The sequence below is a fragment of the Streptomyces sp. NPDC001828 genome (assembly GCF_042892175.1).
Classification (GTDB): domain Bacteria; phylum Actinomycetota; class Actinomycetes; order Streptomycetales; family Streptomycetaceae; genus Streptomyces.
In genome coordinates this window covers 43,860-63,541 of sequence record NZ_JBIATV010000015.1, presented here as the reverse complement: position 1 = coordinate 63,541, position 19,682 = coordinate 43,860, and the positions used below count along the sequence as shown (strand labels likewise).

The 19,682-nt window shown below is 70.6% G+C and carries 15 protein-coding genes; 7 read left to right on the top strand and 8 right to left on the bottom strand.

Annotated elements, in window-relative coordinates; genetic code table 11:
• The 3 genes from ACFYZA_RS33070 (at nt 1) to ACFYZA_RS33060 (ending at nt 4,454) form a co-directional block, all read left to right on the top strand.
• Nucleotides 1–1,119, top strand: a complete 1,119-nt coding sequence (locus ACFYZA_RS33070; RefSeq protein ID WP_388494353.1) for a sensor histidine kinase — start codon at nt 1–3, stop codon at nt 1,117–1,119.
• 81 nt (nt 1,120–1,200) lie between these two features.
• Nucleotides 1,201–1,770 (top strand): winged helix-turn-helix domain-containing protein, encoded by a 570-nt coding sequence (locus tag ACFYZA_RS33065; protein WP_388494352.1) that lies wholly within the window; start codon nt 1,201–1,203, stop codon nt 1,768–1,770.
• Complete coding sequence (locus ACFYZA_RS33060; RefSeq protein WP_388494351.1) at nt 1,767–4,454, top strand: FtsX-like permease family protein; 2,688 nt, start codon at nt 1,767–1,769, stop codon at nt 4,452–4,454. The genes ACFYZA_RS33065 and ACFYZA_RS33060 overlap by 4 nt, the downstream gene beginning before the upstream one ends.
• 114 nt (nt 4,455–4,568) lie before the next feature.
• Here the strand turns inward: ACFYZA_RS33060 and ACFYZA_RS33055 are convergent, their stop codons facing one another.
• Complete coding sequence (locus ACFYZA_RS33055; protein WP_388494350.1) at nt 4,569–5,567, bottom strand: NAD-dependent epimerase/dehydratase family protein; 999 nt, start codon at nt 5,565–5,567, stop codon at nt 4,569–4,571.
• 80 nt (nt 5,568–5,647) lie between these two features.
• Between ACFYZA_RS33055 and ACFYZA_RS33050 the strand changes: the two genes are divergently transcribed.
• Nucleotides 5,648–5,959 (top strand): 4a-hydroxytetrahydrobiopterin dehydratase, encoded by a 312-nt coding sequence (locus ACFYZA_RS33050; RefSeq protein WP_382598431.1) that lies wholly within the window; start codon nt 5,648–5,650, stop codon nt 5,957–5,959.
• A gap of 595 nt (nt 5,960–6,554) precedes the next feature.
• On the top strand, nt 6,555–7,610 hold the full coding sequence (locus tag ACFYZA_RS33045) for a S1 family peptidase (RefSeq protein WP_388494349.1): 1,056 nt from the start codon (nt 6,555–6,557) through the stop codon (nt 7,608–7,610).
• 443 nt (nt 7,611–8,053) lie between these two features.
• Here the strand turns inward: ACFYZA_RS33045 and ACFYZA_RS33040 are convergent, their stop codons facing one another.
• The 4 genes from ACFYZA_RS33040 to ACFYZA_RS33025 all read right to left on the bottom strand — a co-directional run bounded on the left by ACFYZA_RS33040 (nt 8,054) and on the right by ACFYZA_RS33025 (nt 13,034).
• On the bottom strand, nt 8,054–9,280 hold the full coding sequence (locus ACFYZA_RS33040; RefSeq protein WP_388494348.1) for a cytochrome P450: 1,227 nt from the start codon (nt 9,278–9,280) through the stop codon (nt 8,054–8,056).
• Nucleotides 9,281–9,579: 299 nt separating this feature from the next.
• Nucleotides 9,580–10,275, bottom strand: a complete 696-nt coding sequence (locus ACFYZA_RS33035) for a hypothetical protein (RefSeq protein WP_388494347.1) — start codon at nt 10,273–10,275, stop codon at nt 9,580–9,582.
• A gap of 296 nt (nt 10,276–10,571) precedes the next feature.
• Nucleotides 10,572–11,957 carry a S8 family serine peptidase gene (locus tag ACFYZA_RS33030; RefSeq protein WP_382598424.1) on the bottom strand — a complete coding sequence of 462 codons (1,386 nt, stop codon included), beginning with the start codon at nt 11,955–11,957 and terminating at the stop codon, nt 10,572–10,574.
• Between the two features lie 240 nt (nt 11,958–12,197).
• The gene (locus ACFYZA_RS33025) at nt 12,198–13,034 is read right to left on the bottom strand and encodes an aldo/keto reductase (RefSeq protein WP_382594787.1); all 837 of its coding nucleotides are present in this window, start codon (nt 13,032–13,034) and stop codon (nt 12,198–12,200) included.
• Between the two features lie 388 nt (nt 13,035–13,422).
• Between ACFYZA_RS33025 and ACFYZA_RS33020 the strand changes: the two genes are divergently transcribed.
• A complete protein-coding gene (locus tag ACFYZA_RS33020; protein ID WP_388494346.1) occupies nt 13,423–14,448 on the top strand; it encodes a chitinase in 1,026 nt (341 codons plus the stop codon).
• Nucleotides 14,449–14,648: 200 nt separating this feature from the next.
• Here ACFYZA_RS33020 and ACFYZA_RS33015 read toward each other — a convergent pair whose 3' ends face one another.
• Nucleotides 14,649–15,680 carry a medium chain dehydrogenase/reductase family protein gene (locus ACFYZA_RS33015; RefSeq protein ID WP_388494345.1) on the bottom strand — a complete coding sequence of 344 codons (1,032 nt, stop codon included), beginning with the start codon at nt 15,678–15,680 and terminating at the stop codon, nt 14,649–14,651.
• A gap of 159 nt (nt 15,681–15,839) precedes the next feature.
• On the opposite strand from ACFYZA_RS33015, the gene ACFYZA_RS33010 reads away from it, so the two are divergent.
• Nucleotides 15,840–16,583 carry a TetR/AcrR family transcriptional regulator gene (locus ACFYZA_RS33010; RefSeq protein ID WP_388494344.1) on the top strand — a complete coding sequence of 248 codons (744 nt, stop codon included), beginning with the start codon at nt 15,840–15,842 and terminating at the stop codon, nt 16,581–16,583.
• A 49-nt stretch (nt 16,584–16,632) separates the two neighbouring features.
• Here ACFYZA_RS33010 and ACFYZA_RS33005 read toward each other — a convergent pair whose 3' ends face one another.
• Together ACFYZA_RS33005 and ACFYZA_RS33000 are read right to left on the bottom strand one after the other, a co-directional pair.
• On the bottom strand, nt 16,633–18,432 hold the full coding sequence (locus ACFYZA_RS33005) for an AMP-dependent synthetase/ligase (protein ID WP_388494343.1): 1,800 nt from the start codon (nt 18,430–18,432) through the stop codon (nt 16,633–16,635).
• A gap of 332 nt (nt 18,433–18,764) precedes the next feature.
• Nucleotides 18,765–19,640, bottom strand: coding sequence for a LysR substrate-binding domain-containing protein (locus tag ACFYZA_RS33000; protein WP_388494342.1), 876 nt, complete (start codon nt 19,638–19,640; stop codon nt 18,765–18,767).
• Between the last annotated feature and the right edge of the window lie 42 nt (nt 19,641–19,682).

Sequence of the window (19,682 nt, the reverse complement as noted above, 5' to 3'; positions counted from 1 at the left end):
ATGGGTGACATCCTCCTCATCGCGCTGTACGCCTTCCTCGGCGCGGCGGCCGCGGGCCTCGGCGGGGCGCTGGCCCTGCGACTGCTTCGCCATCGCTCGCTCACCGCCTCCGTGGCCGTCGTCGCGGCCGTGGCGGTCCTCGCGATGCTGGCCGGCACGCTCGCCGTGGCCTGGGCGATGCTCCTGAACTCCCACGACCTGACCGTGGTGACCGTCGTCGTCGCCATGGCCGCAGTCGCCTCGCTGGGGACCGCGCTGCTGCTCGGCCGACGCGTCGTGGCCAGCAGCCACCGTCTCGCGCTGGCCACCCGCTCGTTCGGCGACGGCGGTAGCTTCGACGCCCCGGCCGGGCCCGCAACCGCCGAACTGGCCGCACTGAGCCGGGAGTTGGCGGCCACCAGCGCCAAGCTGACCGAGTCCCGCGAACGGGAGCGCGCGCTGGAAACCTCGCGTCGCGAACTCGTGGCCTGGATCTCGCACGACCTGCGCACCCCGCTCGCCGGGCTCCGCGCGATGGCCGAGGCCCTGGAAGACGGCATGGCCAAGGACCCCGACCGTTACTTCCGCCAGATCAGGACCGAGGTCGAACGCCTCAACTCCATGGTGGGCGACCTCTTCGAACTCTCCCGCATCCACGCGGGAGCGCTCTCGCTCAACCCCGCCCGAATGTCCGTCCACGACCTCATCGGTGACGCACTGGCCGGCGCGGATCCGCTGGCCCGCGAACACGGAGTACGCCTCGTGGGTGAGCGCGTCGACGCGGTGCCCGTCGAGGTGGACGGCAAGGAGATGACGCGAGTCCTCGCCAACCTGCTGGTCAACGCCATCCGGCACACCCCGGCCGACGGCACCGTCGCGGTGGCCGCCGAGGGCTGCGAGGGCGCGGTCACGCTCTCCGTCACGGACGGCTGCGGAGGCATCCCCGACGACGATCTGCCCCGCGTCTTCGACACCGGCTGGCGCGGCACCGAGGCGCGCACTCCGCCCGGCGGAGCCGGCCTCGGCCTCGCGATCGTCCGCGGCATAGTCGAGGCCCACTCCGGCCGCGCCGAAGTACGCAACGTGGCAGGCGGCTGCCGCTTCGAACTGACCCTCCCCGCCGCGAGCGCCCGGAGCTGACCCCACCGGGGGTTAACCCCACCCCCAGGACGCCGGGGCGCTCCAGTGCACAGGAACCTGTGCGCAGACGAGTGTGTACGCATGGCCCAGACAACCCGCGCCACCGAGTTCCTGGAGCTCGCCGCGCTCAAGGCGCTGGCGCAGCCCCGGCGCCAGCAGATCCTTCAGGAACTCGCCCTCGGCGGCCCCGCCACCGCGGCCATCCTGGCCCGCAGCCTCGGCCTGAACACCGGCGCCACCAGCTACCACCTGCGCGAACTCGCCCGGTACGGATTCGTCGAGGACGCCGAGGGGGAGAGCCCTCGGCGGGAGCGGTGGTGGCGGGCCATCCCGGCCGACCGGCGGTTTCCGCCGCGCAGCCGTCAGACGCCCGAGGTGCGGCTCGTCATGGACGAGCTCAACCACCACGCGTACGCGGCCGACCTCGAACTCTTCGAGCGCCTCCAACGGGCCTCCACCACCGCCGACTTCGCCTACTCGCGCAGCGAGATCACGCTCACCGAAGCCGAACTCGGCGCGTTCTTCGAGGAGTACATCGCCCTCCTCAACCGCTACAAGCGCACTCCGGACCAGACACCGCCGGGCGCCCGCACCGTACACACCCGACTGATGGCCTTCCCGGCCCCGCAGAACCCCGAGGACGCGTCATGATGCTGCGTTACGCCCTGCAGAGCATCCGGCACCGGAAGGGCGGATTCCTTGGCGCCTTCACCGCCCTGATGTGCGCGGCAGCCCTGATCACCGCCTGTGGCACCCTCCTCGAAACCGGCCTGCGCGGCAGGATCGCCCCCGAGCGCTACGCCGCCGCACCGCTGATCGTCTCCGCGGACCAGGATGTCCACCAGACCACGGTCGAGAAGAAGAAGGGCAGGACCAGGGTCAAGCACAAAGCGAAACCGGTGGCCGAACGCGCCTGGCTCCCCGAGAGCACCCTCTCATCCGTCCGAGCGGTCCCCGGCGTCAAAACCGCGATACCTGAACTCACCTTCCTGGCACGCGTGTTGATCCCGTCGGGTGCGTCGGGTGCGTCGGGTGCATCGGGTGCATCGGGTGCATCGGACGCGTCCGGCGCGTCGAGGCCGGCGGGCGCAGCGGGCGCGGCGAGCCCGACTGGTGTGCCGGACGGGCTTCGGCCCGACGCTGCGGGCCCCTCCTACGGACACAGCTGGGACTCCGCGCCCCTCACCCCCTTCAAGCTCGCGCAGGGTCGTGCCCCCAGCGCCGCCACGGACCTCGTCATCGACCAGGGGCTCGCGACGCGTGCCGGCCTCGCCGTCGGCGACCGGCTCATGGTGCAGTCGACCCAGTCCCCGCGTACCTACACCGTCACGGGTATCGCCACCCCGGCCGGCGGCCGGCTCCAGCAGCAGACCTCCCTCTTCTTCTCCACCGCCGAAGCGACCCGGCTCGCCGCCCGGCCCGGCCGGATCACCGCCATCGGCGTCACTCCTGAAACCGGCACCAGCCAGGGGCAGTTGGCGGAGGCGGTCCGCAAGGCGCTAGCCGGTGGCTCGGCCCAGGTGTCAACGGGGGATGCCCGTGGGCCGGTGGAGTTCCTGGACGCGGCCGGAGCCAGGGTCAAGCTGATTTCCCTGGGCGGTGCCATCGGCGGGACCGCCCTCCTGGTCGCCCTCCTCGTCGTCGTCGGCACGTTCGCGCTCTCCATCCAGCAGCGCCACCGTGAACTGGCCCTGCTGCGCGCGATCGCCGCCACCCCGAAGCAGATGCGCCGGCTGATCGGCCGCGAGGCGCTGCTCGTGGGGGCGGTCGCCGGGGCGCTCGGTTCGCTCGCCGGACTGCCGCTCGGCGCCTGGCTGCACAGCAGATTCGTGGAGATGGGCGCCGTCCCCGCCACGCTCGAACGCGCCGTCAGTGTCTTCCCGATGGCTGCCGCCGTCGCGGCGACCCTGCTCGCCGCCTGGGGTGCGGCCCGTATCTCCGCCCGCCGTATCTCGCGCATCCGGCCGGCCGAGGCGATGGCCGAATCCGCGGTCGAGCGCCGTCCGGCCCGGGGCCGGATCATCGCGGGTCTCGCGGCGCTCGCCGCAGGCGGCGTACTCGTCGCCGTGCTGTCCGTGCTGCGCACGGAGGCAGCCTCAACCCCCGTGATGTTCCTGTCAGTTGTCGTCCTCTCCGTGGCCGTCTCGCTGCTCGGACCGGTCGTGGTCAAGGCCGCGGCGACGCTGCTCTCGGGCCCGCTTGGCATCAGCGGGCCCGGCGGCCGGCTGGCCACCGCAAATCTGCGTGGCAACGCCGCCCGTATGGCCGCGGCGGCCACCCCTCTCGCTCTGCTGATCGGCATGACGTGCACCGTCCTGTTCGTCCAGCCCACCCTCGGCGACGCCGCCCGCGCCCAGACCCGCGACGGCATTCGCGCCGACTGGGTGCTCGTGGCCCAGGGCCCGGGCGTTCCGGAGGACGCGGCGCGCAGGGTCCGTACGGATCCCGGTGTCGCCGCTGCCACCGAGATCGTCCACAGCTCGGTCCGCGTCGGCCTCGACAAGTACGCGGCCCAGGGCGTCACTCCGGGCGGCCTGGCCCGTACCTGGAACCCCGACGTCACGAGCGGCAGCATCGACCGCTTCAGCGCGGACAACGCGACCGACGCCCGCGCCGTCGCGGTCAGCCAACTCGCCGCCGACCAACTGGGCCTCCACCCCGGCAGCCCGCTCCGCCTCACCCTCGGTGACGGCACCCCGGCCACGCTCACCGTCGCCGCCGTATATGCCCGCGGGCTCGGCTTCGGCGACATCACTCTCCCGCACGACCTTCTCGCACGCCACATGGACAACCCCCTCGCGTCTGCTGTCCTCGTCTCTCTGGACCAGTCAGGCCCGTCCGTTACTCACAGTGAACTCGCTGGCGCCGTCCGGGAGTTCCCCGGCGTATCCGTCGTCACCCGTTCGAGTGTCGACGGGATCCAGGCTGACAAGCAGCGGAGCAACGCCGAGGTCAACTACCTCGCGATGGGTCTGGTCCTGGCCTTCACCGCGATCGCGGTGGTCAACACCCTGGCGATGTCCGTGTTCGAACGCGTCCGCGAGTTCGCGATGCTGCGGCTCGCCGGTGCGACCCGCCGACAGGTCCTGCGCATGCTCCGGATCGAGGCCCTGGCTGTCCTGTCGATCGCGGCGGCGCTCGGCACCGGGATCTCGCTCGCCGTCCTGATCGCGTTCAGCCTGGGCATGACGGGAAGTGCGGCCCCCACCGTGGTGCCCCTCGGTTACGCCACGGTGGTCGGGGTCGCCGCGCTGCTGGCACTCGTAGCCACCGCCCTGCCCGGCCGCCTCGCGCTCAAGCCCCCTCCGGCGGAGGTGGCCACCGCCAAGCAGTAGCCCCCCTCCGGCGGAGGGGGGCCATCGCCAAGCAGTGGCCCCCCGATGGAGGTGGCCATCGCCAAGCAGTGGCCCCCCGACGGAGACGGCCACCGCCAAGCAGTAGCTCACCTACTAGGCACCGTCAGCCGCGAACTCCGCCATTCCCTCGGCGAAGCCGACCGCCGGCTTCCACCCCAGCTCCCGCCGCAACCGCGCCGAGTCCGCCGTGATGTGCCGTACGTCCCCGAGCCGGTACTCGCCCGTCACCACCGGCTCGGGGCCGCCGTGTGCCGACGCCAGCGCGCACGCCATCTCGCCCACCGTGTGAGGGGTTCCGCTGCCCGTGTTGTATGCGGTGAGCGCCCCGGCCGGGCGGCCCGAGAGCGCTTCCAGGGCCACCACGTTCGCTCCCGCCACATCGCGTACGTGCACGAAGTCCCTGCGCTGGCGGCCGTCTTCGAAGACGCGCGGCGCTTCGCCCCGCGCCAGTGACGAACGGAAGAACGAGGCCACCCCCGCGTAGGGCGTATCGCGCGGCATCCCAGGCCCGTACACATTGTGGTAGCGCAGCGACACCGCCCGTCCGCCGGTCGCCCGCGCCCACGCGGCGGCCAGGTGCTCCTGTGCGAGCTTCGTGGTGGCATACACATTGCGAGGGTCGACCGGCGCGTCTTCCGCGACCAGCCCGGGGATCAACTCGGCCGAACAGCAGGGGCATTGAGGTTCGAAGCGGCCGCCGTCCAGCCATTCGACCGGACGAGGCCCGGGACGCACGATGCCGTGCTCGGCACACTCGTAGCGACCCTCCCCGTAGACCACCATCGACCCGGCGAGCGCCAGATCGCGCACCCCCGCGTCGGCCATCGCCGTCAGCAGCACCGCGGTGCCGAGGTCGTTGCAGCCCACATACTCGGCCGCGTCGGCGAATCCGGTGCCCAGACCGACCATCGCCGCCTGATGGCACACCGCGTCGACCCCGCGCAGTGCCTCCGCGACGACTTCCGGATTGCGGACGTCGTCCTCCGGGCGCACAGCCCGGTCCAGGACGACCGGCTCATGGCCGTGGGTAGCAAGGGCTGTGACAATGTGCGAGCCGATGAAGCCCGCGCCTCCCGTGACAAGTACACGCATAGGGGAGACGCTACGGACGCGGAGTCTCTCCGTCACCACTCCACCCCGTCATGTCACCACCCCGTAAGGAGTATTCGGACATGCCTGTTGAGCCGTTGTCGCAGAAGGACATCGAGGACCGGCTGCGCGAACTGCCCGGCTGGTCGCTTTCGGACGATCATGACCGGATCTCCCGCAGCTACCGGCTGGCCGGGCATTTCGCGGCGGCGGCCATGGTCGTTCACGTCGCTCGGATCCAGGATGAGCTCGACCACCACTCCGACCTCACCCTCGGTTACAACACGGTCGCTCTGTCCGTGAACACGCACGACGCGGGCGGCGCGCTCACCGAGCGCGACTTCCAACTCGCCCACCGAGTAGAGGAGATCGCCTCCGCTCATGGCGCGGGGTGACCCTGACGCTGTCACGGGCGAGAGCGCTCTCACGGGCGAGACCTCACGGGTAGGGGTAGGCGGTCGGCCCCTGCCCGTGAGAGCGCTCTTCGACGGGCTTGTCGGGCGCGTGGTGCGCCGGGCTGCGGCAGGGCTGCCGGGCCGGGCTCCGGCCGAGGTGGGGGTAGAGCAGCGTCGGCGTTCCCGCGATCGGCGGCGATCTCGAAGGGGCCGGCATCAGCGCCCGGAGTCAACGCCCGGCACGTAGAGGGAGCGGCTCGCGGGGCCTCTCCGGTCGGCCCGACCGCCATCGAACCGGGGGCCGTTTCAACCCCCTTACGAACGGCCCGGGTTCCTTCACGAACGGCCCGCAATCCTCCGCGTAACGCCTCTGCTTGCTCTCAGGTCGCGTCAACTCCCTTACGTACCGCACGAGTTCATTACTTGCGCAAGAGAGCAATGGATGAGGATACTCGACCCGGCGAGTTGGCGTGGGTGCGGGAATGTGCCGGGGATCCCGGCTGCCGCGCCCGGGCCGGCGCTTTCATGGGCCTGGTGAATGACCCGAGGCCGGGCTCAACCCCCCACAGGAGGTTGTGAGTTGAAGCAGCGATGGATGTCAGGCCGACGCGCGGCCACCGCCGCGGCGGGAGCCCTGGCGCTCGGCGCGACCCTGACGATGCAGAGTGCCGACGCGGCCCCCGCACCGCATGCCGCCCCGCTGACCGCCGCATCGGCGGGTCAGCTGGCGCACCGGATCGACACCGCCCTCGCCGGCCGCACAGCCGGTTCGTACTACGACGCCGGCACCAAGAAGCTCATGGTGAACGTGGTCGACGCCGCGACCGCCGACAGCGTCCGCGCGGCCGGTGCGGAGCCTCGTACCGTCAAGCATTGGATGGGACAACTCAACGTCGCACGCCAGGAGTTGAAGGCGAAGGCGTCGATACCGGGCACCGCCTGGTCGATGGACCCGGTCAGCAACACGATGGTCGTCAAGGCCGACCGTACCGTCACGGGTGACCGGCTCGCCCGGCTCGACAAGGTGGTCCGCGGCCTCGGCGACACGGTCACCCTGAAGAGAACGGCGGGCCGCTTCCAGCCCCTCATCGCGGGCGGGGACGCGATCTGGGGGAGCAATGCCCGCTGCTCGCTCGGCTTCAACGTGACCGTAGGCGGGCAGCCGTACTTCCTGACCGCCGGGCACTGCGGTAACGCCGTATCCAACTGGTCGGATCAGCAGGGCGGTTCGGAGATCGGCGTCACTCAGGCGTCCACCTTCCCCGGCCACGACTACGCCCTGGTGCGCTACACCAGCGGCATCGACCACCCGAGCGCGGTGGACCTGTACAACGGGTCGTCGCAGCCGATCAGTGGGGCGGGCGAGGCCACCGTCGGCGAGCAGGTCCAGCGCAGTGGCTCCACCACGGGCGTCAACGGCGGCCAGGTCACCGGTCTCGACGCGACCGTGACGTACGAGGAGGGCCAGGTCGACGGCCTGATCGACACCACCGTCTGTGCCGAGCCGGGTGACAGCGGCGGCTCACTCTTCGACGGAGGCACGGCCCTGGGTCTGACCTCCGGCGGCAGTGGCGACTGCTCCTCGGGCGGGGAGACCTTCTTCCAGCCCGTTCCGGAAGCGCTCCAGGCGTACGGAGCGCAGATCGGCTGACGCCGAACACGCCATGGGCATCCCGTGCCGCTCGACCTCCCCCCACGGCACGGGGTGCCCGTTCCTCTGCCGGCCGTGCGTGGTCGGACTCGTGCCATCAACTCCCCTACAGGAGCGGCGACTTCGTCAGGGCGCGGTCTGCCGTGTGATCGAGTCGCCCAGCCGGACCGTTCCGGGTTCGAGGACGTCCAGGTGGACCGCGTGGGCCAGACGCTGGTCCGCGTGGTTGTGTCCACGCCTCGCCGTGTGGTTCGCACTACCGGCACAGCGCGGTCACAGTCCCCATGGAGATCAATTGTCGCGGCCTTCACCGGCCCCCGGCGACAGCATCGTCGGCGGGAATGCCGACGGGGCCGCCGCCGGGGGCCGCTGCGGTGGCCGGAGTGCGCCGAGGCCTTGCGGAACCCCGGTCCGTACCCGGCACGCGTACTCCGTCGAAGGCGCTACGGCGCCGATTCCGCCCAGGTGACCGGCAGTTCATGGACGCCGTAGATGTTCATGTCGTCCCGGACCCTGACGTCGGCGGCGGGGACGGCGAGTTGCAGGGTCGGGAAGTGGCGTAGGAGGCCCTCGAAGCCTGCTCGCATCTCGATGCGGGCCAGTTGCTGGCCCAGACACTGGTGGACGCCGTGGCCGAAGGCCAGTTGGCCCCGGGCGTTGCGCCGGATGTCCAGGGCGTCGGGGTCGTCGAAGCGCTGGGGGTCGCGGTTGGCGGCCAACAGGGAGATGACGACGGTCGAACCCTTGGGAATCGTCTCCCCGCAGAGCTCGATGTCCTCCGTGGCGTAACGGTAGAAGATGTCGGCGACGGACAAGTAGCGCATGAGTTCCTCGACCGCGCCGGGCATCAGCTCCGGGTCGGCGCGCAGTTCCGCCAGCTGCTCGGGGTGCTCCAGGAGAGCGAAGGCGCCGAGGCTCAGCATGTTGGCCGTGGTCTCGTGGCCCGCGAGCAGCAACAGGAACGCGGCGCCCGTCAACTCCTCGATGCTGAGGTCGTCATGGCGGGCCAGGTCGGACAGCAGGTCTTCGCCGGGCTCGGCACGTTTGCGCGTGACCAGCTCGCCCAAATACGAGGTCAGGGCGGTGTAGGCCGCCATCTTCTCGTCGAGCGCCACGTCCTTTTCCATGAACTTGGCCAAGTTGACCTGGAAGGTCTCCCGGTCCGTGTAGGGGACGCCGAGCAGTTCGCAGATCACCAGGGACGGCACCGGGAGCGCGAACTCCTTGACGAGGTCGACCGGTGGAGTCAGCCGCGCCATGCTCTCCAACTGCCGCTCGGCGATCTCGATGATGCTGTCTTCGAGCTGCTTCATGCGCCTGACGGTGAACGCGCCGGTGAGTTTGCGCCGCATCCGGGTGTGGTCCGGCGGGTCCATGGCGATGAAGACACCCGGTATCTGCGGGGAGGGTTCGGTGACGGCGGGCATCCCGGGAACGTCGTACGGCACGTGCAGCGGGCCGATGTCCTGCCGGGAGCTGAACCGGTTGTCGGCCAGGAGCTGCCGGAGCGCTTCGTACCCGGTGACCAGCCAGCCCTGGTGGCCGTCGGGGAACACCAGAGGGCTCACCGGTCGAGCCTCGCGCAGCCGGGTGATCTCGCTGGGCGGGTCGAAGGGCCCGGCGTCGCGCTTCATGGCGAGGCCATGCGGGACGGGAACCGTCTCACTCATCGGAACTCCTCTCGTGGCGGGTCTGCTCACCACCGCGCTCACCGCACCGGACGCGGGCATCCGTCTGCTACGACTCCAGTGCCGACGGGCACCTCACGGCGGGCCCCCGCCCTGGTGACACACGATGGACCAGGGGGTGGACCACGGTGGAGTCGGGGCCGATGACTCTCTCCGTAGGGGGTGTCTGGGCGTGATCGATGATGGTGGTGTGGTGCGTGGTGCCGCGTTGAATGATGTTGCGTGGCAGGCTACTTCGCCGCTGCCGCCGCAGGAACCGGTTTCGCGGAGGAAGTCAGAAGTCAGGCGTCGCCCGACAGGAGATGCTGAGGCACCGACCGGAATGTCCAGGTGCCGGCCCGGCGGGTGAACACCCACACCAGGTCGAAGCGGTCGGGCCAGTCCTGCGGTACGCCGGTCACCTGTGCGGCTCCCAGTGCCTCGACGATCGCCGGGATCTTGGAGTGCTCCCAGCAGATGAGCACGGGGGACGCGGCCGAGAGCGCGGCGGCGGCCAGCTCCTTCTCCCTGCCCTCGGCGAACTCCGTGTTCACCCCCACATGAAGGGCCTCGCCGAGCGGTGTCACGGTCTGCCGCATCCGATGGGCGCCGGCGTGCGGGCCCCGGTCCGCAGCGGCGTAGAGGGTCGCGGGGCGGGGGAGTGCGGTCCGGGCGGAGCCTGAACTGGCAGGCGCGCGGGTCGTGTTGGCCGTGGCGGCGAAGAGGCGGGGCAGCGCGTGAGAGCGCTCCCAGCCCTGTCGGGTGAGCGACTTCTTGTCCTGCTTCCCGGCCTCGTCGAAACCTGGGTCTCCGGATCTTGGCCTCTCGCCGTGCCGGATGATCATGACGGTGGTGTCGTGCCCCGGATCCGCCGGTGGGGCGGAGGCCGATGCGGACTGCTGGTCGCCCTTGCCGCCGCAGCCCGCCGCCACGACCGGCGCGGCCAGCGCGAGACCCAGCAGGACCGTCCGCCGGCTGGGTCCGCTCGCCCGAGTCACCCTCGTACCTCTTCCCGTGATGTTCACGTATGTTCCGGTGGGGATCCTGTCAGGACGCCTCGCGCGGAGCAACGCGGTCTACGAGGTCATCGAGCCCCAACTCCCGCGTCTGTCATGGTAATTGGGGCACTCCGCTGACACGCGGGACGCCGCCGCCCCAAGGAATGGGGCGGCGGCGCCGTCGCACGTGGGTCGCATGGTTCGCGTCCGTGATACATGGGTCACCTGGGTCACATGGGCCCCTGTGTAGCACAGGTGGGTCGCGCGAACCACACGATCACATGGGTGCGGGTCCGTCAGTGGTGGTTGCGGCTCTCGCGGGCCAGTGCCGGGACGAAGCGGGCGGCGTCGATGGTGCCGACACCGGTCGCCATGTCGTAGCCCTTCACGGCGGTGTAGCCGGTGACACCGGCGTAGCTGTTGTTCGTGCCGTCCTTGACGTCGACGAGGCCGGAGCCCGGCTTGTACCCCTCGTGCTTGTAGAGCGAGTACAGCGCGTCGTTGATGTTGCCGAGGCGGTGCCCGGCGGCCTGGTCGGCCAGGGCCACGATGCCGGAGAAGAGCGGGCTCGCCTCGCTCGTTCCGCCGGACACGTCCCAGCCGACGGAGGTCGGGTCGTAGCTGGAGTACACCCAGGCGCCGCCGTTGACCGCGGCGGACATCGAGATGTCCGGGGTGCCACGGCGGTTGCCGACGGCCGCGCGCACGCCGTTCTGGTACGAGGGCCGCTCGAAGACGTGCGACTGACCGCCGCCGCCCGAGCCGTTGTCGTTGTACACGCTCTCGGGGCTGAGGCGGTTGCCCTTGTCGTCGAGGTGCAGCTGGGTGCCGCCGATCGAGGTGACCAGCGGGTCGGAGGAGGGCCAGGAGTTGACGCGCTCCTTGTAGTAGCCGCTGCCGTCCGCGGTGTTGTCGGTGGCGCCGCCGTCACCAGAGGAGGCGAGCACGGTCACGCCGTGGTCGGCCGCGTCCTTGAACGCGTACCGCAGCTTCTTGATGCTGGAGAAGTCGCCCTTGTCGAAGCCGGGGAACGTGTTCTCCGTGGCGCCGAAGCTCTGGGTGATGACATCGCCGATGCCGCGGTCGATGAGGTGCTTCTCGGCGTCCATCATCTCGGGCAGGCCGGTGACGCCCTCGGTCTCCGCCACCGCGGTCTCCACCAGGACGATCTTCGCGTCCGGGGCCACGGCGTGGGCCATCTCGACGTCCAGCGTGGACTCGCCGGCCCAGCCGGTCATGTCCTTGTTCTTCGGGTCCCACTGGGGAACGTGGCCCCACTTGACCACGTCGACCTTGCCGCTGGGGATGCCGTACTGCTTGCTGTACACGTCCAGGTCGTGCTGGATCGTCGGCGAGCCGAAGGAGTCCACGATCACGATCGTGCGGCCCTTGCCGGTGATGCCCGCCTTGTAGAGGGGGTTGAGGTTGTACGCCTGGCGGTACTGCAGCGGGCCGTAGCAGGCGATCTTCCACTTGGTCTGGCACTGCTCGGTGCTGAGCGGCCCACTGGTCGAGTGGGCGAGCTGGTGCCCGGCGATGGCCGGAACGGGCTTCACCTGCGCGGCGTCAGGTGCGGCGGTGGCGGACCCGGACAGCGGTGTGGCCATCACCGCGGCGGCGGCAAGGGCGGTGGCCCCGACTGTCGCTGCTGCGGTACGAGTCCAGGGGCGGGCTATGTGCATGAAAGCTCCCTGAGTGGGGGTGGAGCCGCACGGGGCGGTCTTCGCGATCCCATCGGGAAGGTCATGGGCAGGACAAGAGCATTTAGCGCTTGATGTCGAACGCTTTGCCTGGATGGTGCACTTGAATGAACATTCTTGGTTGGTAGCTGACCAACCAAAGTCGGAAAGCGGCAAAAGGGGCGCCGCCCGACCGGAGTCGGGCGGCGCCCGTTTCTCGACGCGCTGGTCAGCGCGGGTGGATCAGGCGCCGAGGTTGAACTCGGACGGGTTCGGACCCAGGCGCTTGCCCTCGTCGAGCGCGGCGAGCGCGGCCAGGTCGTCCGCGTCGAGCTCGAAGCCGAAGACGTCGATGTTCTCCTTGATGCGCGACGGCGTCACGGACTTCGGGATCACCACGTTGCCGATCTGGAGGTGCCAGCGCAGCACCACCTGGGCGGGGGTGCGGTCGTGCTTGCGCGCGATCGCGACCACGGTCGGAACCTCCAGGAGCCCACGGCCCTGGCCCAGCGGCGACCAGGCCTCGGTCGCGATGGAGTGCTTGGCGTGCAGCGCGCGCGACTCCTCCTGGGCGAGCTGCGGGTGCAGCTCGATCTGGTTGACGGCGGGAACCACCGAGGTCTCGCCGAGCAGCCGCTCCAGGTGCTCCGGCTGGAAGTTGGAGACGCCGATGGCCTTGGCGCGGCCGTCCGCGAGGATCTTCTCGAACGCCTTGTACGTGTCGACGTACGCGTCCTTGGCCGGCACTGGCCAGTGGATCAGGTACAGGTCGACGTAGTCGAGGCCGAGCTTGTCGAGCGAGGCGTCGAAGGCGCGCAGGGTCGAGTCGTGGCCCTGCTCGGAGTTCCAGAGCTTCGTCGTGATGAACAGCTCTTCACGGGCGACCCCGGAGGAGGCGACGGCCTTGCCGGTGCCCCGCTCGTTCTCGTAGATCGCGGCGGTGTCGATGCTCCGGTACCCGGACTCGATGGCTGTGGCGACCGCCTTCGCGGCCTCGTCGTCCGGCACCTGCCAGACGCCGAAACCGAGCTGCGGCATCTCGACGCCGTTGTTGAGGGTGATGGAGGGGACCTTGCTCACGAGCGGTCGATCCTTACGTCGTTGGTTGGTACTCCCCTCGACAACGAACGAGCGGAGCGTCGCATTCCCAACAGGCCGTCCGATTCGGCCCGACCTGAGCCGCCCGACCAAGCCCTCCCGCGCCGCCCGATCGGGCCCTCCCGTGCCGCCCGGATCGTGGCTCCGCACGGCCTGCGGCCTGCGTCTCCGGGGGCTCGGCACCTGCGGCTCCGCGAACCCCGGTCCGGCGGTCCGTACGGGCCGGCCGACAGAGCTCCGGCCTTCTTGGTCCAAACCATTGACCGTGGCCCGACAAGGCGTAACTCTATGGCAGATGTCTGAACGCCGGACACCTATGTGAACGGCGTCTCTGATCCCGCACGCTCAACTCGCGTGGAAGGAACCCCCCATGAACGCTGCCGTGTCCCCGCGTCGACTCGCCCCCGCCCTGGCCGCTCTCGGCTGTCTGCTCCTGCCCCTGCTCGCGACGGCCCCTCAGGCCGACGCCGCCGCCGGCCCCGCTGGGGCCGGCGCCCCCGCCGTGGCCGGCACGATGGCGGTCGCCCCGTACGAATACCTCGGCTGGGGCAGCCCGCAGAAGCCGACCGACGTGATGGCGGCGACCGGCGTCAAGTGGTTCACGCTGGCCTTCATCCTGTCCGACGGCGGCTGCAACCCGAAGTGGGACGGCTCGCGCGCCCTGACCGGCGGCTCCGACGAGAGCGCGATCAAGTCCATCCGTGGCGCGGGCGGCGACGTGGTCGTCTCCGTCGGCGGCTGGAGCGGCAACAAACTGGGCGAGAAGTGCTCCAGTGCCTCGGCGCTCGCGGGCGCGTACCAGAAGGTGATCGACGCCTATCACCTCAAGGCGCTGGACATCGACATCGAGGACACCGAGTTCTCCAACGCCACCGTGCGGCAGCGGGTGGTGAGCGCTCTCAAGACCGTCAAGACCAACAACCCCGGGATCGTCACATACGTGACCATGGGCACCACCACGAACGGGCCCGACAACAACGGCAAGGACCTCATCAGCAAGGGGGCCGCCGCGGGTCTCGCCAACGACGGCTGGACGATCATGCCGTTCGACTTCCAGGGCCACAGCGGCAGCATGGGCTCGGCCACGGTGAGCGCTCTCGAAGGTCTCAAGGCGGCGGTGAAGGGCGCCTACGGCTACAGCGACGACGCCGCCTACCGGCACATCGGCGTCTCCTCGATGAACGGCAAGACCGACGAGTCCGACGAGACCGTCACCACGGGCGACTTCCAGACCATCCTCGGCTACGCCAAGCAGCACCACGTAGCGCGCTTCACCTTCTGGGCGGTCAACCGCGACCGTCAGTGCGGCTCGGGCGGGGATGCCGGAAGCTCGTGCAGCGGGGTCGCGCAGTCCCCGTACGCCTTCACCAAAATCGTCGCCCAGTACGCGGGTTGAGGCTCGCGCGTCGCGGTCGCCGAAGTGATGGAGGAATGGGCCGACTGAGGAAGTCGGCCTGTTCGTAAGGTAGTTGAGCGCGTGGCACCGTCGCGCGGCAGGGTCACCCAGCGCCACAGGAGCCGCGCGGTGTCGGTGTGGCGGCGCCCTGCGGGCTCACGTCCCACAGGGTCACGCCCTGCGGGGTCATGGCCTACGGGCTACGGGGTCAAAACGACCTTTCCGGCGACCGTGCCGGACTCGGCCAGGCGCAGCGCCTCGGCGGCCTGGCCGAGCGGGAGTTGGGCGGCGATCTGGGCGGTGATGTCGCCGCGCCGGAGAGCGGCGAACACCTCGGTGAGGTCGGAGCGCAGCCGGGTCCGGAAGCGGCCCTTGGCCAGGGCCCGCCCGGCCCAGACGTTGAAGAAGTAGGCGTGGCGCCCATTGGGCAGGGTGTTCCACAGCCACACCCGGCCGAGCAGCTTGAGCACCGGCCACTGCTTGGAGCCCGAGTCGTCACGGGTGGCGGCGCTGCCGTAGGAGACAAGGGTGCCGCCGGGGGCGAGGAGGTGCCAGGAGTCGACGATGCCGTGACCGCCGACATGGTCGAACACGGCGTGCACACCGGCGGGGGCGAGTTCGCGGATGCGGGCGGTGACGTCGTCGTCGCGGTAGTCGACGGGCTCGACTCCCCGCTCCCGCAGGGCCTCGTGGTGGCGGGCGGACGCCGTGCCGATCACCCGGGCGCCCGCCGCCCGGGCGAGCTGGACCAGCACCGATCCGACGCCGCCGTTGGCACCGTGCACCACCACGGTCTGCCCGGCACGGACACGGGCCTTGCGGTGCAGCATCTGCCAGGCGGTGATGCCGTTGACGACGAGCGTCTCCGCCTGCGCCGCCCCGATCCCCTCGGGCACCCGCACCACATCGGCCGCGTCGACGCGTACGTGGCTTGCCCAGCCCCCGACCTTGAGCAGCGCGGCCACCCGGCTGCCGGCCAGGTCCGCGTCGACGCCCTCGCCGGTCGCGACCACCGCGCCGACCACGTCGTAGCCCGGCACGAACGGGAACGGCGGCTGGTCGTAGTACCGGCCGCGGCGCATCTGCTGCTCGGCGAACGAGACGCCGGTCGCCTCCATCCGGATCACCACTTGACCTCGTCCTGCGGCGGGCACGACGCCGTGCCGGATCTGGAGTCCTTCCGGCTCGACCTTGCCCGGAAGTACGACCTCGACAAGTCCTTCGGTCTCCACGGTGTCCTCCACGGTTCCACTGGGCTCAGTGCTAGTTATGTGCTGTCGTCTTCGTTATAAGTTCTAACACTTCTGCGAAGCGGACGTCAATAACCTTGGTGATAGCCTCTAACTGAATCTCGCGACTGTGGTCGTGAGGATGTGGAGAGGTGGCTGGTCATGGCGGAATCGGGTGGCGCGGGAACCCCGCGAGAGCGGTACCGGGCGCAGGTGCGCGGCGAGATCAAGCAGCACGCATGGGAGCAGATCGGCACGGCGGGTGCCTCCGCGCTGTCGCTGAACGCGATCGCGAAGCAGATGGGGCTGAGCGGTCCGGCGCTCTACCGCTACTTCGCGGGTCGGGACGAGCTGATCACCGAGCTCGTTCGGGACGCCTACCGCAGCCTGGCCGACACCCTGCACGCGACCGTGGCGGCATCGGCCTCCGGAAGCTCCGCCGAAGGGCCGTCCGCCGCCGGAGATGTCGCCGCAGAAAAGCCCGCCCCCGAGCAGCCCGCCCCCGAGCGGTGCGCCGCCGACCTGGCCGCGCTGGCTCACGCCCTGCGCGGCTGGGCCCTGGAGGACCCGAACCGCTACTTCCTCGTCTACGGCACACCCGTGCCGGGCTACCACGCGCCCGACGACACCACCCTCATCGCCGACGAGATCATGCGGATGCTCCTCGACGCCTGTGCGGCCCTGCCCCCGCACGGCGAACCGGCGCCGTTCGCGGCCCATCTCGCCGAGCAACGGCAGTGGGCCGAGGGGCACCCCGCCCCGCCCGCCGCCCTGCACAAGGCGGTGACGTTCTGGACCCGGCTGCACGGCGTGCTGTCCCTGGAGGCGGCGGGCCACTTCCAGGGAATGGGCTTCGACCCGGCCCGCCTCTTCGACGCCGAACTCGACGCCCTGCTGGGCGAATAGCCCAACTGTCTTACCGGCGGCGCGAGTTGACGGGGGGCGGGGCCATGCCTCACCGGTAGAGCGCGTCCACCTCGGCCTCGTACGCATCCTCGATCGCCCGGCGCTTCAGCTTCAGGGACGGGGTGAGCAGGCCGTGTTCCTCGGTGAACTGGTGGGCCAGTATGCGGAACGTACGGATCGACTCCGCCTGGGAGACCAGGGTGTTGGCGGCGACCACCGCGCGGCGCACCTCGGTCTCCAGGTCGGGGTCGCGGACCAGTTCGGTCGGAGTGAGCGGCGGCTTGCCGCGCATGGCGAGCCAGTGGTCGATGCCCTCCTGGTCCAGGGTGACCAGGGCCGCGATGTACGGGCGGTCGTTGCCGACCACGATGCACTGGGCGACCAGGGGGTGCGCCCGCACCCGTTCCTCCAGGGCGACCGGCGACACGCTCTTGCCGCCCGACGTCACCAGGATCTCCTTCTTGCGCCCGGTGATGGTGAGGTAGCCGTCCCCGTCCAGCTCGCCGATGTCCCCGGTCGACAGCCAGCCGTCCCTGAGGACGGCCTCGGTGGCCTTCGGCTCGTTCAGGTAGCCGGAGAAGATCTGCCCGCCGTGGACCCACACCTCGCCGTCGTCCGCGATGTGCACGGTGGTGCCGGGGATCGGCTGCCCGACCGTGCCGTACCGGGTGCGCTCGGGAGGGTTGGCGGTCGCGGCGGCCGTCGACTCGGTCAGGCCGTAGCCCTCGTAGACCGTGACGCCCGCGCCCTCGAAGAACAGGCCGAGCCGGCGCCCCATGCTGGAGCCGCCCGACATGGCGTGCCGCACCCGCCCGCCCATCGCGTCACGGACCTTGCCGTACACCGTCTTCTCGAAGAACTGGTGCTGCATGCGCAGCGCCGCCGAGGGGCCGGGGCCGTCACCGAAGGCCTTCTGCTCCACCGCCTCCGCGTACTTGACCGCGATGTCCACGGCCTTGTCGAACGGCCCGGTCTTCCCCTCGGCCTCGGCTCTGCGGCGGGCGGCGTTGAAGACCTTCTCGAAGATGTACGGGACCGCGAGGATGAAGGTCGGCCGGAACGACTGGAGGTCGGGCAGCAGCGCGGACGCGGAGAGCGCGGGCTGGTGGCCCAGCTTCACCCCGCCCCGGATCGCCGCGACCTCCACCATCCGCCCGAACACATGGGCCAGCGGCAGGAAGAGGAGCGTGGACGCCTCGTCGCCCGGGCGGGAGTGGAACACCGGCTCCCAGCGGGAGATCAGCATGTCCGTCTCGAACATGAAGTTGGCATGGGTGATCACACACCCTTTGGGGCGGCCCGTGGTGCCCGAGGTGTAGATGACGGTCGCCACGGACTCCGGTGTCACGGCCCGCCGGTGGCGGTGCACCACCTCGTCGTCGATGGACTCACCCAGCCCGAGCAGCCCGCGCAGCGCACCGGTGTCCAGCTGCCACAGCCGTTTCAGGTGGGGAAGGCGGTCGACGACCGAGCCGATCGTCATCGAGTGGTCCTCGTGCTCCACCACACACGCCGTGGCCTCGGAGTCGTGCAGCATCCAGAAGACCTGCTCGGCGGAGGACGTCGGATAGATCGGGACCGATTGGGCGCCGATCGTCCACAGGGCGAAGTCGAAGAGCGTCCACTCGTACCGGGTGCGGGCCATGATCGCGACCCGGTCCCCGAACCGCACCCCGTCCGCGATCAGCCCTTTGGCGAGGGCGAACACCTGGTCCCGGAACTGGGCCGCGGTCACGTCCTGCCACCGGCCCGTGTCGTCCTTGCGGCAGAGGGCGATGCGCCGAGGGTCGTCCTGGGCGTGATCGAAGACGGCGTCCGCCAGTCCGCCGACCTGAGGCGCCGTCGCCATGGGTGGGACCGTGAACTCGCGCAATGACCTGCCTCCCTCCGGGGTGGCCACCCCCGGTGGCGCTCCGCACAGCGCGGTGACCGTACCCCACGGGCAAGTCCGGTGGCAGGGGTCTTCTGCAAGTCGAGACGTACGACGTCTTCACAGGTCAGCGGCCGAAACAGGGCTACATGGGGACTGCTCGGGCGCTCAGCTGACTCAAAGGCAGGCTCTGCGGAAGGCAATCTCCACGGAATCTGTACGCTGCGGTCACCCTCGGCCCACGGCCGCGCGCTGTTTGGTCCGGACCACGCTCCGTCGCGGTGACCCGCGTATGCGGAAAGGGGCGTCGGTCAGCCGGTCCCGCGCCCCCGGTGCAGCCGGTCGCCGCCCGCCAGGATCGCCGAGGCCAGCGCGCCCGCGGCCTCCTGCGCGGCCGAGCCCCGCCCGTTGTGCAGCAGGACGAAGTCGACGCCGCCGAGGTCCGGAAGCCCCGCCCGGGCCGGCAGGGGGTCGAGGCCGGGCGGGATCAGGCCACGGGCGTGGGCCATCACGCCGAGGCCGGCCCGGGCCGCCGCGATCAGGCCGCTCAGGCTGCCGCTCGTACAGGCGATGCGCCAGGAACGCCCGTGTTCCTCCAGGACTTCGAGCGCCCGGGCCCGGGTGATGCCGGGCGGCGGGAACAGGATCAGCGGGACGGGCCGCTCCGCGTCGAGGCGCAGCCCGGGCGCCCCGATCCAGCACAGCTCGTCCGTCCACACCAGTTCGCCGTGGCTGTCGCCGGGCCGCCGCTTGGCAAGGACCAGGTCGAGGCGGCCCGCCTCCAGGCGCCGGTGCAGGGTGCCGGACAGTTCGACGGTCAGCTCCAGGTCGACCTCGGGGTGATCGCGGCGGAAGGACTGGAGGATCTCCGGCAGCCGGGTCAGGACGAAGTCCTCGGAGGCGCCGAACCGCAGCCGGCCGCGCAGCCGTGTCCCCGTGAAGTAGTTGGCGGCCCGCTCGTGCGCGGCGAGGATGGTCCGGGCGAAGCCGAGCATCGCCTCACCGTCCTCCGTCAGGCGCACGCTGTGCGTGTCCCGGCTGAAGAGGAGCCGCCCGGCCGCGTCCTCCAGGCGCCGCACGTGCTGGCTCACCGTCGACTGCCGCAGCCCGAGCCGCCGCGCGGCCTGCGTGAAGTTCAGGGTCTGCGCGACGGCGAGGAACGTCCGCAGCTGAGAGGCGTCGTACATGCCTCCACGCTAACGCCGCCCATCGCGGAACGTGATGACAGT

Coding starts and splice junctions, on each gene's coding strand:
- ACFYZA_RS33000 (WP_388494342.1), bottom strand. CDS start 19,640: ATGTACGACGCCTCTCAGCTGCGGACGTTCCTCGCCGTCGCGCAGACC.
- ACFYZA_RS33055 (WP_388494350.1), bottom strand. CDS start 5,567: ATGCGTGTACTTGTCACGGGAGGCGCGGGCTTCATCGGCTCGCACATT.
- ACFYZA_RS33040 (WP_388494348.1), bottom strand. CDS start 9,280: ATGAGTGAGACGGTTCCCGTCCCGCATGGCCTCGCCATGAAGCGCGAC.
- ACFYZA_RS33060 (WP_388494351.1), top strand. CDS start 1,767: ATGATGCTGCGTTACGCCCTGCAGAGCATCCGGCACCGGAAGGGCGGA.
- ACFYZA_RS33005 (WP_388494343.1), bottom strand. CDS start 18,432: ATGGCGACGGCGCCTCAGGTCGGCGGACTGGCGGACGCCGTCTTCGAT.
- ACFYZA_RS33070 (WP_388494353.1), top strand. CDS start 1: ATGGGTGACATCCTCCTCATCGCGCTGTACGCCTTCCTCGGCGCGGCG.
- ACFYZA_RS33050 (WP_382598431.1), top strand. CDS start 5,648: ATGCCTGTTGAGCCGTTGTCGCAGAAGGACATCGAGGACCGGCTGCGC.
- ACFYZA_RS33020 (WP_388494346.1), top strand. CDS start 13,423: ATGAACGCTGCCGTGTCCCCGCGTCGACTCGCCCCCGCCCTGGCCGCT.
- ACFYZA_RS33045 (WP_388494349.1), top strand. CDS start 6,555: ATGTCAGGCCGACGCGCGGCCACCGCCGCGGCGGGAGCCCTGGCGCTC.
- ACFYZA_RS33030 (WP_382598424.1), bottom strand. CDS start 11,957: ATGCACATAGCCCGCCCCTGGACTCGTACCGCAGCAGCGACAGTCGGG.
- ACFYZA_RS33010 (WP_388494344.1), top strand. CDS start 15,840: ATGGCGGAATCGGGTGGCGCGGGAACCCCGCGAGAGCGGTACCGGGCG.
- ACFYZA_RS33065 (WP_388494352.1), top strand. CDS start 1,201: ATGGCCCAGACAACCCGCGCCACCGAGTTCCTGGAGCTCGCCGCGCTC.